Below are 11,957 nucleotides of genomic sequence, written 5' to 3'. Positions count from 1 at the left end.
GTTTTTCCTAAAATAGGAAGCTCAACTTGTACTTTTTTGCCTTTAACAACATTAGACACATAGCTTTCTGGGACTTCAACCTCTATATACATTTCGTTAAGGTTAACTATACGTATTAATTGAGTTTGTCCTGCAGCAACTACACTACCTTGTTCTGTAATTACGTCATCAATGGTACCTGTAAAAGGTGCTCTAACGATTGTTTTAGCAATTTGTTGTTGTAGTTGGTTTACGGATTGCTGTTGAGATTCATAAGTTGATTTTGCTTGTAAATATTGAATTTCACTTCCAATATTTTGATCCCAAAGACGTTTTTGACGTTCGTAAGTTGTTTTTGCTAATTCTGATTGTATTCTCAGTTGCGCTATTTGTTGACTTAATCCACCATCATCTATTTTAGCAAGAATTTGTCCTTTACTTACTTTTTGTCCTTCTTTAACATATACATTAGTTAAGATGCCATTGTACTCTGGTGTAATGACTAAAAGGTTTTTAGTAGTTACATTTCCTTGAAGCTCTAAAACGTGTTCAAATTTTTCTGTTTTAGCTGTAAACGTTGTAATAAGTGGTATGTTTTTAGTGGTATCTATGGTTTTAATTTTTTTATCTAATATTTTAATTTGCTCGTTAATGGCTTGCTGCTCATTAACTAATTCTCCGCGTTTTTTACGAATAGTTTCTATATTATTACTTTCTATAACAATCTCTACAGAATTTTTCTTTTCGCCTCCACAAGAGACTAAAAAAAAGGTGATAACAAATACTGAATATATATATTTCATAGTGCTTTTTTAATGGTTGGTTAGTTTAATGTTATGGTATTTAATGCTGTTTCTAATATTGTTTTGTTATTAATAACATCTAGCATAGTTTGCAACAATTCTTGTTGTGCTGTATATAACTGTGTTTGTGCTTGGCGTAACTCGAAACTGGAACCAATACCTTCAAAAAATTTAGTTTGATTTTTATTTTCTATACGTTCAGCCAAGGCTAAATTTTCTTTTTTGTTTGCATAGTCTTCAATAGCAAATTGATAATCACTTTTCGCAGTTTCAATTTGAAGTTTTATTCTTTGTTCAGTTTCGGTTAAATCTGTGTTAGCTTTTTCTAAATTGATTTGTGCACGTTGAGTCGATGCGCTTCGCATACCAGAACTAAAGATTGGGATATCGAGATTAAGGCCAAATATTGATGAACCAATCCATCTTTGCGAGCTATTAGCAAAAGAGAATTTTTCACTATATGCAACATAACCGCCATTTATAAATGCATTAAGTGTTGGGAGGGCTTTACTTTTTTCTAGTTTTACTAATAACTCTTTTGACACCTTATCATTTTCAGCGATCCGATAATCGATAGTGTTTTCTGGGTTTGTTTCATCGTCTAAAATGCTGAGTGAAATATTTTGCTCAGTTAAGCTTTCTAGATTATCAGATAGAGTCAGTGGATCATATACATCTATTCCTATAGTAATATTAAGCATTTGATAGGCTAAAGTTTTAAGCCTATTAGTGTTGTTTAAACTGCTTTTTACTCCAGATAATGTAATTTTAAGTTGTTCTACACTTTCTTCTTCTTCTAAACCATTTTCAAAAATCTTATTGGTTTCGTAAAGGTTTTTTTCAAGTACACTTATGTTACGCTCTAAAATTAAAACACTTTCTTCAGCTAGAAGCACATTGCCGTAAGCTTCAATGACCGATTTTCTAACTTCCAGGTCTGTTTTTATTTTAGCGTTTTTAGATATTTCTAAAAACACTTTAGCAGACTGTAAACCTACTAAGTAAGATCCGTCAAATATTTTTTGATTTAAAGTTGCGGTTGCTGTAATGTTTTGAGGATCACCTAAAATAAAATCTACTTCTACACCATCATTATTTAAATCTACAGGTGTAACCTGTTGTTTTAACGAGTTTTGATAATTTACACCAGCATTTATTTGAGGTAAGCCAGAGGCTATTGTTTCCCACTTTTGCTTTACTGCCGCATCAATATCGCGTTCTGCATTTATTGCAGTACGATTGTTCTCTAAAGCATAATCTATGGCTTCTTGAAGTGATAAAAACGTTGGTTTTTTTTGCGAAAATCCTATAGAAGTACAGATTAAAAATATTATTAATATGAGTTTATTTCTCATTAGTTTTATTGATTTTGATTGGTTCTTATTAATCCCGTTAGTGTTTCAAGGCCTTTTGGTGTGCAAATACCTCTAAGATGATATTCTAAATAATTATTCATTAAGGTTTGCATCGAGAAATTTTTAAGTGGAAAAAACGCTCTATCTTTAATAACCATCATACCAGAGAAGTATATTTTAGAAATAAACTCTATGTTAATATTATCTCTAAATAAGCCTAGCTCTAACCCTCGATTTAAATTCTCTGTTACACAACTTTGCATTACTTCAAATTGCTTCGATTTTAATGTTGCAAAAATTTTACGATAATACTTTTGCAATTGGTATTGAGGTGAGGATTTCTCGTTTTTTAAATGGTCCATCACAAACTCCTTGATGTCAAATATTTCCTCGATAGGGTTCTTTTTTAACGCACATATACAATCTATCCCTTGAGAAATGGTTTCGAACATATGTAAAGTGGTTGCCTCAACTAGTTTCGTTTTGTTTGGAAAGTGCACATATATGGTCTTCTTAGAAATACCCATTTCACGGGCTATATCATCCATTGTAACACTTTTAAAACCTAAGTTTAAAAATAGCTCTTGCGACTTGTGTAGAATTTTATCTCTCATAATTAAAACGCAAACTTACGACAGGAAACTTTAAAAACAAAAAAAGTTTCCGTGGTTTTAATATATTTTTAACATAGCTAACATTAGCTTAAAAGATTCCGAAAGCATTATTTTTGTTTTATGCAACATATTGAACAGTATCAAAAAGACTTTTTAAATTATCTTGAAAGCTTTGCAATAGATAGAGAGCCTAAGAACCTTTATCAACCTATTAACTATATCCTAAAGCTAGGTGGCAAACGGTTACGACCAGTGTTAACTTTAATGACCACTGAGGTGTTTGGAGTGAAAGCTGAAACATCCATGGATGCGGCTCTTTCTATTGAAGTTTTTCATAATTTTTCACTAGTCCACGACGATATCATGGATGATGCTCCTTTACGTAGAGGGCAAAAAACTGTTCACAAAAAATGGGATTTAAACACTGGAATTCTTTCTGGTGATGCAATGCTGATTTTAGCCTACCAATTATTTGAAAATTATGAACCAAATACTTTCCAGGCACTTGCAAAACTTTTTAGTAAAACAGCTATAGAGGTTTGTGAAGGTCAGCAATATGACATTGATTTTGAAACTAGAAACGATGTCACAATTTCTGAATACTTAAAAATGATAGAGTATAAGACAGCTGTTTTAGTTGGTGCCGCGATGAAAATGGGAGCAATTGTTGCTAAAGCCTCTGTTGAAGATCAAAATGCGATTTATGATTTTGGTCGTTACTTAGGTATCGCATTTCAATTACAAGACGATTATTTAGACGCTTTTGGAAACCCTGAATCTTTTGGTAAGCAAGTGGGTGGCGATATTTTAGAGAATAAAAAGACTTATTTAGTTCTTAAAACCTTAGAACTTGGGTCACAAAATGAGCAATCTAGGTTATTGCAAATAATGTCAAGTAATTTAGTTACTAATGATGAGAAAGTAAGTTCAGTTAAAGAACTTTTTAATAATTCTGGTGCATCAGAAGCAAATCAAAATGCCGTAAAAGGTTATACAAGTAGAGCATTTAAAGTACTAGAAGCCTTAAATGTTTCAGAAGATAAAAAACAATTACTTAGATTGTTTGGTGAACAATTAATGAATAGACGTGTATAATGCTTTTACCTTCAAACTTTGAAGATTTAATTGACCAAGCGGACGCTTTAAATCTTTACAAGAAACTTATAGTGCAACTCAATAAAGATTTGTTGTTTGCTAATATCGATTTAGAATTTGATAAAGAAACCTTACCAATAAGTTTAAAACTAGTGCTTTATGAAACAATTTTTCGCCTTATTCAAAATAAATTTTCCGACTATCTTAATCTGTTATATATCATTGATGTTTCAGAGTTAAAAATACGAGCTTTAGATGGTAATGATATGGTTAAACTATCTGAGGACGTTACATTTTTAATTCTTCAGCGTGAGTGGCAAAAGGTATGGTATAAGGCTAAGTATTCATAATGTTAAGAAAACTCTAAATTTTGAAGTGTTTAAAATAGGTGTTAATTAAACTTTTTAAATGACTCACTTTATTTTTTAACTCACTCGAATCTGTTACCTCTTTTATATCTGTTATTTCTTCTAGAATTGGCACTAAAACAACATGCAGCTGATTGTGTTCTTCACCTTTCATATCACAACTTTTTATGATGTAACTCGTTTCTTTTGAAAGCGCTTCACCCAATATTTTTCCATCAGAAGTTGTGTTATTTTTTAAAATGGAATCGATGCGCTTCATTCCGGTGTGTGTTTCGGGATTGGCAATCCATTTTTCTCCATTGTTAAAGACTAAACCTTCAAGGATGATAATGGATTCTGTTGAGTTGCTTTTATCATCTTTACAACCAATACATAGTATTGCAATATAGACTAGAAGGATGTGACTATAATTCGCTTTCATGATTAAAAATCTTTTTTCTTCGATTTAAATATAATTCTCAGTATTGGTATTAGTGCCCATAGGCTTAGTGCAAATAAGGATACAATTAATCCAAAGTTTGTACCAAAGAATTGCTTGAAAACAGCTCCTGTGTATCCTAATAATGCCGAAATATCCAATTTTAAAAGAATAAGTATTCGTGATAAATCTATAGGATTTAACATGGTGCCAATTAGTGAAACTTTGTCTAAGGGATAATCTTCAAACATAATTAAGGTCAATAAAAACAGACCATCATAAATAATTGCTAAAAACAACCATAGTAGAATTGCGTAGCCAAACCCTTTTATTTTGTTTTCATTTGATAAGGCAATATTAAATGCTAATGCTGTAAAAATTAAGGTTAGAAATGTACCTGTTATTAGCAGCAATGAAAAGTCCCAAATAGCGCTACTTTCAAACAAACCATAGAATACAAAAGGAATTCCTAGTCCGAGAACCAAACTAATTGAAAGTGATAAAGCAACACCCAAATACTGTCCTAGAAATATAGAAGAGCGCTTTAAAGGTTGTGCTAAAAGAAGTTCTGTAAATTCTTTAGAATTATAATAATACATGACACCAAAAATAGTTCCTATTAAGGGCACTAAAACGATAATTACATTCATTAACGTGATGACAGCTTTTGACAAATCATTATTTAAAAACAAGAGAACAATTCCTAAGAGTAAATAGAATGCAAAATAGACGTAACTCCAACGACTACGCATCAAATCAAAAAAACTATATTTTAATATCTTAAGCATGGTTATCGGTTAATATAGACGCAATTGCATGTTCAAAATCTGGCTGATTGGTCTTGGTTTTTAATTCTGAAATTGATCCTCTGAAGTAAATCTTGCCTTCTAGTAAAAAGACGATTTCATCTGAAACTTCCTCCACAAAGCTCATAATATGAGATGTAATAAGTATGGTCTTTCCTCTAGCTTTTTCAGCTTGAATCAAATCTTTCAAGCGTATCAATGAGATTGGATCTAATCCAGTTGTTGGCTCATCTAAAATAATTAACGGACTATCGAACATAAAGGTTAGAACGATATTCACTTTTTGCTTGGTTCCTCCTGAGAGCGTACCTAATTTTTTATCTAAAAAAGGGTCTAATTTAAAAAGTTCAATTAAGCGTTGATCTTCATTGGTGTTTTTACGTAAGTCTTTGATCATTTTAATCAATTCCTTAACTTTTAAGTTACTAGGGAAATTGGCGATTTGTGGTAAATAGTCAATTTTGTGTCGATAGTTTGAATTTTTCTTAATGTTTTCACCTAGAACATTAATCACACCTTTATTAGGAATAACCATACCTAGAATGGACTTGATTAATGTTGTTTTCCCCGAACCATTGGGTCCGAGTACTGCAAAAATTCCGCCTTCATTAATAGTTAAATCTAAACCACTTAGCACTTGGTTTTTTCCGAATTTCTTATGTAAATTCTCAATATTTACCATGTTATTTTCTTTGTTAGTGGGTGATTATCTAAGAGATCATCTGGTGTAAAAACAGGTGAAACTTTTTCAGAAAAATCAATAATATCTATAAACATACTACGCAATAAAATGATGGTTTCTGGTGTACGATTTACAATATAAGAAAACAGTTTTACAGGTCTATATGGAATATCTCCAACCCCATCTTTATCTAAGTCATAACCTGTATAGTTACTCCAATAATTGCCATCAAATATGTTATCATTAACTTTACTATTGTAAGCAATATCAAAAGAATTATACAGAAAATTATTTTCGATAAATTGATTGGTATAACATGCTCCACGAACTTTAATTGCCCAACCATTGTTCATGAAATTGTTATTTTTATATATGATTCGGTTGGAACCTTCAATATTAATACCAATGGTATTTTCTTTAAACGTATTTCCAATAATTTCTGCATCATTAATTTCTTTTAAAAGCATACCATAAGATGCAGTTCCCCAATTTTCTTTAAACGTATTGTTAAGCATTTTTATCTTTTTAGAAAACATTACTGCGACTCCAGCTCCATTGTTTTCAAAAGTATTGTTTTGGTAAATGTCGTTGTTTGAAAACATAAAATGCAATCCATAACGCAAGTTCTCAGTGCTTACGTTATTTTTTATTATACAGTCATCTGAAAACTCCAGATAAATACCATCACGTACATGCTCTATATAATTATTTTCAATTTGTATATGGCTGCTATACCATAGTTGAATACCATTACCTGAGTTATATTCCTGAACTGCATCACCAATAATTTTATTATGAAATACTTTACCATAACTCGACTTTTCTATATAGATCCCAAAGAATAGTTTTTCCAGGACAATATTCTGAATAACAAAGTTTTTACTTCTTCTAACTCGAATTGCTGCATAATCTTCAGTGTAACTAGTGCCAACATTTATGAGGAAAAAACCATCTATTGTAACACTATCAGAAATAATTGTAATGATTTCTCCTTTTAATTCACCATCTATAATTGGATGGTTTTCACCAATAATAGTAAGTGGTTTATTAATTATTATATCATGTTCTTTATAGTTGCCTTTTTTAACAGTAATAGTATCAAATGCACTCGCCTGAACAATTGCTTTTTTAATAGAAGTAATTGAGCATGTTGAGCACACTTCAATATTTTGTGCATAACTAGTGAATGTCATAATCATGACTAAAAAATAAATAAGAGATTTATTCATGAACTAGTCTTTAAAATGTTCAAGAAGCTCGATCCATGTGTATAGTGTTCCGCCTTTTTCAGCTTTTGCTTTTTCAGCGTCGGCTTTGTTTTTAAAAGCAGAAAGGAAAGCTCCCATTGGACTTGGGATATTCTCACTAATTATAAAAGTTGCTTTAGTTGCATCAATGAAAACTTCAGGCTCTGAATAGTTATTAGCTAAATATAGCTCTACTATTGAAGTATCAAATTCTTTCAAAAAATTAATCATACATTCTGAAGCATCAAACTTGTATACTTTTCCTTTGTTAGTTACAATCTCACCTCCATGAACTTTATCAACAATTGTCATTTTACAAAAGTGACAACCATCATTGCCATAATCAATGGCCTTTGGTGATACATTACAGCTGAATATGAACAGAAATAATGCAGCAATTGAATAGTGTTTTAGTGTTTGCATTTTTTAGTGTTTTATCCTAATTCTTAACCCTTTTTAAAGAAAAGGGAACTTAGTATATTAAATCCTTCCTTTTGGGAAGGATTTAGTTCCTATAACTATTCGGAAGGGATTATTTTTTTGTTATGTTTCTTTCCCACAAGATAAGCAACAAATGACATTGCAATTCCAATACCTAATAGGTAAGCTCCTAACCTTGGATATGAATGTGCTTTAAAATTCAAAATATCTCTACTTCCAAAAAGTGGTGGTTGAAATCCCATTTGAGTTCCATCTGGATTTGTGAATTTCATAATGGCCTTTGGATCTAAATCATGTCCATAATCATATTCCCAAAGATAAAAATCATACAATCCAGCACTACTTAAAACAATCATTAAAATAAACCAATATAAAAACCATTTATAATTTCCTTTAAAAGCAATAATTAATCCAATAATAGTCGTTATGATAATTCCAATAGGAAATATCTTAAATTCAGGTATCGCTTCAGGAATGTATTTCATACCAACATAATGATTCATCAAATTAATGTTTTTGATATCATAGGGATTAACATCTGAGAAATCATTAATATGAATGTACATACCTAATGGTGTTGGATATTGAGGTGCTTCCAATGTTATTTTCCAAAGTGGGAATAAAAATAATCCCAATGGAAGAATAGCAGCAAACAACATGATGATATTTGATTTTTTCATCTTTTTAGTTCCCGTGAAAACGGAAATCTCTTTTTAATTAGTACTATATTTTGTTAATTTCTGATGTCCATTATACTTTTCAAATGGACAAAAGTGACATCTTAATGAATTCACAGAACTTTAGCGTTTTTTATGAGATTACTACTTTCGTTGGAATAAAAAGGCGAGAGCGATAAAACTACTCTCGCCTTTATAGGAAAATAAACACTAAAACAAAATTCTCCTAATTCTATAATTATTTAACCACGTAATGTTACAAACAATTCAAAATTAATTTGGCACTGCTAATTAAAAGTCTCCACCAAGTGACCAATCAAGTTCAATATCAGAGTTTGCAGGTGACACTCTAACATATCCTTGCATTTCTTGATGCAATGCTGAACAGAAATCTGTACAGTAGAATGGCCATACACCAACTTGTTTAGGTTCCCAAACAAACGTTTCGGTTTGTCCAGGCATGATTAGTAATTCAGACGTTTGAGCACCAATCATACTTATTCCATGTGGAACATCATAATCCTGCTCTAAATTAGTGACATGAAAATAGACTTTATCACCTACTTTAATACCTTCAATATTATCTGGTGCAAAGTGACTACGAATTGTTGTCATGTAAATATGAACTGTTTTACCATCTCTAACAACTTTGGTGTCTGCCTCGCTTTTTGCGGCATAAGGATGCTTGTTATCTTCAAGTCTGTATAATTTTTTAGAATTTGGTTTAATTAAATCTGCTGGAATACCTGCAGCATAATGTGGTTCACCAACGGTTGGGAAATCTAATAATAATTCCATCTTATCTCCTGAAATATCGTATAATTGAGCTGATTGAGTTACTTCTGGACCAGTTGGCAAATAACGATCTTTCGTGATTTTGTTCATACCAAGTACATATTTACCAAAAGGTTTTTGAGAGTTACCTCCAGGAATCATTAAATGACCTATTGAATAGAAGCTTGGTTGTCTGTCTAATACTTCCCAAGTACCTAACTTCCATTTTACTATTTCAGATGAAATAAAGAATGATGTATAAGCATTCCCTTCATTGTCAAACTCTGTATGTAAGGGACCTAATCCTGGTTGCTCAACAGCACCTGCAAGAACATCTTCAAAATTCAAGATTGGAATACCATAGGCATCACCAGCAAATTTTTATTTTCGATAGCATCCAACATTTTAGTAAATGAATGCACAGTAACGTTAGCAGATAATTTTCCACTACCTACAATGTATTCTCCTGTTGGATCAACATCACAACCATGAGGTGATTTAGGTGTTGGCAAGAAATAAATAGCTCCAGGAACTTCTGATGGATCTACCATAACTACTTCTTTTTTCATTGTTGAAGTTGCCGAATGCGTTTCTTCACTATAAACATTATGTGCATAGTTTGTTGCTGTTTTTGTTCCTCCTCCATTATTCACATACTCTTCAATCTTTTTCCAATTTACTGCCGCAATGAAATCTTTATCATTTTGTGATGCATTAACTTCTAATAGAGAGTTAGCCTCTTCTGTGTTATAGGTTGTGAAAAAGAACCAACCATGAGATTTTCCTCTTCCTGGATGCGCTTTATCATAATCAAATCCTGGCATCAAAACTTGAAACTTCAAGTCCATTCCACCATCTTCTGGATCTACTTTTATAAAAGATAAAGTTCCTTTAAAATTCCCTTTATATTCATTTATAGACATATCTCTTTGAGGGACAGGAATACTAAAACGTGTTCCTGCAACTACATACTCAGTGTTATCTGTTACATAAGACGAACTATGATTACCAGCACTATTTGGTATTTCAATAATTTCTGTAGTTTCAAATGTTGTTAAATCTATCTTGGCAATTCGTGGTGTATTGTTACCATTTATAAATACATAACGACCATCTAGGACACCATTTGTTTGTGAAATATCTGGGTGATGCGCATCATCCCATGGTATAAAACCATAAGAAGTATTTAGCATTGGTTTAGTTTCTTCATTATAGCCATAAGCTTTTTCGGCATCTTGTGAGAACACAGGAATTACTTTAAATAAACGTCCTGATGGTAGTCCGTAAACGGCTAATTGACCGCTAAATCCTCCTGAAATAAAGGCATAAAATTCATCATGTTCTCCTGGTGCTACGTAAACTTTTTCGGCAGCACTACTTGATAATGCTCCAGATTTTCCATTTGAGCCTTGATTATTGTTGCAACTACTAAATAACATTAGAATACTTACTGTCGCAACTATTGATTTTAATAAATTCTTCATTGTTTTATAATTTAATTAGTGTTTTTATTCTTGAGTTGGTGGTAATAAAACTTTGTCGATAACGTGAACGATTCCATTTCCTGCAGGGATACTAGCCAAAATTTTGGCTCCTCCAATAATTGGTTCTCCATCAACGACTTCAACTTGAACATAGCCATTATTGGCTTGTCCTAGTTTTTTAAACTTCTTTAAAAAATCTTTTGAATAATTACCAGGCGTTACATGGTATTTTAAAATATTAGCTAAAGCGTCTTTGTTTTCAGGTTTTAGTAAGTTCTCAACCGTTCCTTCAGGTAAAGCAGCAAATGCTTCGTTTGTCGGTGCAAAAACCATTAATGGCCCTGCATTTACTAAAGCATTTTCTAAAGATGCTGCTTGTACTGCAGCAACTAATGTAGTATGGTCTTTAGAGCCTATAGCAATACTTAAAACAGTTGGTTTACCTTCATCATCTTTAATAAAGGCTTGACCAGACTCTTTGGAAGTTGCTTCAGTATTTACTTCCGAAGAGGTTGTTGAAGCGTCTTTGTTCGCATCTTTACAAGAGCCGAAAAAAATTGCAATTGCAAAAACAAGAAATAGGTGTTTGATTAGTTTCATAATTTATTATTTTAAAGTTCTAAAATATTCTAAAACAGCTCTAGCGTCTTCTTTGGTTAAATTTTGATTAGCCATAGGAGAGCCATTAAACTCCATTAGCAAGTCTTTGGCTAGTTGGTTTTTTTGCGCCATTTCTGATGGGTTCAAAATCATATTCATAACCCATTCTGGCGAACGCCGCTCTAAAACCCCTTTAGGAGATGGGCCAATAAATTTTTTCTCTACTTTATGGCAAGCAGTACACATTTTTTCATAAACCTTTTTACCATGTGCTGCCATTTCTTCATTAACGACGAGGTCTAACTCTACCGATGTAATAGGACCAATACCTTTATCACTTAAATCAACGCGTTGGGATGCAGCAACTTTATTTTCTGTTTTTTCAGGAGTTTTTTTGTTATATGACGCCTCTTCTCTTTTTTCTTTACCGCCACAACTAAGCAATGTTGCGACTGTTATCAATGTTAAAATTTTTAGTGATTTTATCATAATTTTATCATAATTTTATCATAATATTATGACAAATTTAATGACGATAGAAGAGAAAAAATATGATATAAATCATATTTAGGACAAAAACATCCTTTTTATTTTTGTTTAAATAAAATTTAGTA

General features: G+C 31.8%; 13 protein-coding genes and 1 pseudogene. 2 read left to right on the top strand and 12 right to left on the bottom strand.

The window, feature by feature from the left end:
* From AAC053_RS12015 to AAC053_RS12005, 3 genes are all read right to left on the bottom strand, one after another.
* Window positions 1-782, bottom strand: a 782-nt coding sequence (locus AAC053_RS12015) for an efflux RND transporter periplasmic adaptor subunit (protein WP_339756904.1), incomplete at its 3' end; no start/stop codon positions are given.
* A 20-nt stretch (window positions 783-802) separates the two neighbouring features.
* Window positions 803-2,137 (bottom strand): TolC family protein, encoded by a 1,335-nt coding sequence (locus AAC053_RS12010; protein ID WP_339756901.1) that lies wholly within the window; start codon window positions 2,135-2,137, stop codon window positions 803-805.
* Window positions 2,138-2,142: 5 nt separating this feature from the next.
* On the bottom strand, window positions 2,143-2,685 hold the full coding sequence (locus tag AAC053_RS12005; protein ID WP_339756898.1) for a TetR/AcrR family transcriptional regulator: 543 nt from the start codon (window positions 2,683-2,685) through the stop codon (window positions 2,143-2,145).
* A 186-nt stretch (window positions 2,686-2,871) separates the two neighbouring features.
* On the opposite strand from AAC053_RS12005, the gene AAC053_RS12000 reads away from it, so the two are divergent.
* Window positions 2,872-3,846: a polyprenyl synthetase family protein gene (locus AAC053_RS12000; protein WP_339756895.1), complete on the top strand. Its 975-nt coding sequence runs from the start codon at window positions 2,872-2,874 to the stop codon at window positions 3,844-3,846.
* On the top strand, window positions 3,846-4,196 hold the full coding sequence (locus AAC053_RS11995; RefSeq protein ID WP_339756892.1) for a hypothetical protein: 351 nt from the start codon (window positions 3,846-3,848) through the stop codon (window positions 4,194-4,196). The genes AAC053_RS12000 and AAC053_RS11995 overlap by 1 nt, the downstream gene beginning before the upstream one ends.
* Window positions 4,197-4,209: 13 nt before the next feature.
* Here the strand turns inward: AAC053_RS11995 and AAC053_RS11990 are convergent, their stop codons facing one another.
* The 9 genes and pseudogenes from AAC053_RS11990 to AAC053_RS11950 form a co-directional block, all read right to left on the bottom strand.
* Window positions 4,210-4,635 carry a hypothetical protein gene (locus tag AAC053_RS11990; RefSeq protein WP_339756889.1) on the bottom strand — a complete coding sequence of 142 codons (426 nt, stop codon included), beginning with the start codon at window positions 4,633-4,635 and terminating at the stop codon, window positions 4,210-4,212.
* Window positions 4,636-4,637: 2 nt separating this feature from the next.
* The gene (locus AAC053_RS11985; protein ID WP_339756887.1) at window positions 4,638-5,420 is read right to left on the bottom strand and encodes an ABC transporter permease; all 783 of its coding nucleotides are present in this window, start codon (window positions 5,418-5,420) and stop codon (window positions 4,638-4,640) included.
* Complete coding sequence (locus AAC053_RS11980; RefSeq protein ID WP_339756884.1) at window positions 5,413-6,120, bottom strand: ABC transporter ATP-binding protein; 708 nt, start codon at window positions 6,118-6,120, stop codon at window positions 5,413-5,415. The genes AAC053_RS11985 and AAC053_RS11980 overlap by 8 nt, the downstream gene beginning before the upstream one ends.
* Window positions 6,114-7,349 carry a nitrous oxide reductase family maturation protein NosD gene (locus AAC053_RS11975; protein ID WP_339756881.1) on the bottom strand — a complete coding sequence of 412 codons (1,236 nt, stop codon included), beginning with the start codon at window positions 7,347-7,349 and terminating at the stop codon, window positions 6,114-6,116. Before AAC053_RS11975 ends, AAC053_RS11980 begins: the two co-directional genes overlap by 7 nt.
* Window positions 7,350-7,352: 3 nt before the next feature.
* Complete coding sequence (locus AAC053_RS11970) at window positions 7,353-7,790, bottom strand: nitrous oxide reductase accessory protein NosL (protein ID WP_339756878.1); 438 nt, start codon at window positions 7,788-7,790, stop codon at window positions 7,353-7,355.
* 95 nt (window positions 7,791-7,885) lie between these two features.
* On the bottom strand, window positions 7,886-8,488 hold the full coding sequence (locus AAC053_RS11965; RefSeq protein WP_339756875.1) for a hypothetical protein: 603 nt from the start codon (window positions 8,486-8,488) through the stop codon (window positions 7,886-7,888).
* A gap of 288 nt (window positions 8,489-8,776) precedes the next feature.
* Window positions 8,777-10,743, bottom strand: a pseudogene (nosZ, locus tag AAC053_RS11960) (Sec-dependent nitrous-oxide reductase).
* Between the two features lie 24 nt (window positions 10,744-10,767).
* Window positions 10,768-11,343 carry a fasciclin domain-containing protein gene (locus AAC053_RS11955; protein ID WP_339756872.1) on the bottom strand — a complete coding sequence of 192 codons (576 nt, stop codon included), beginning with the start codon at window positions 11,341-11,343 and terminating at the stop codon, window positions 10,768-10,770.
* Window positions 11,344-11,349: 6 nt separating this feature from the next.
* A complete protein-coding gene (locus AAC053_RS11950; protein ID WP_339756869.1) occupies window positions 11,350-11,832 on the bottom strand; it encodes a cytochrome c in 483 nt (160 codons plus the stop codon).
* Window positions 11,833-11,957: the final 125 nt, after the last annotated feature.

It is taken from the genome of uncultured Winogradskyella sp., from assembly GCF_963975125.1.
Taxonomy (GTDB): domain Bacteria; phylum Bacteroidota; class Bacteroidia; order Flavobacteriales; family Flavobacteriaceae; genus Winogradskyella.
The sequence above is the reverse complement of the archived record's forward strand: the minus strand, read 5'-3'. Positions and strand labels throughout refer to the sequence as shown.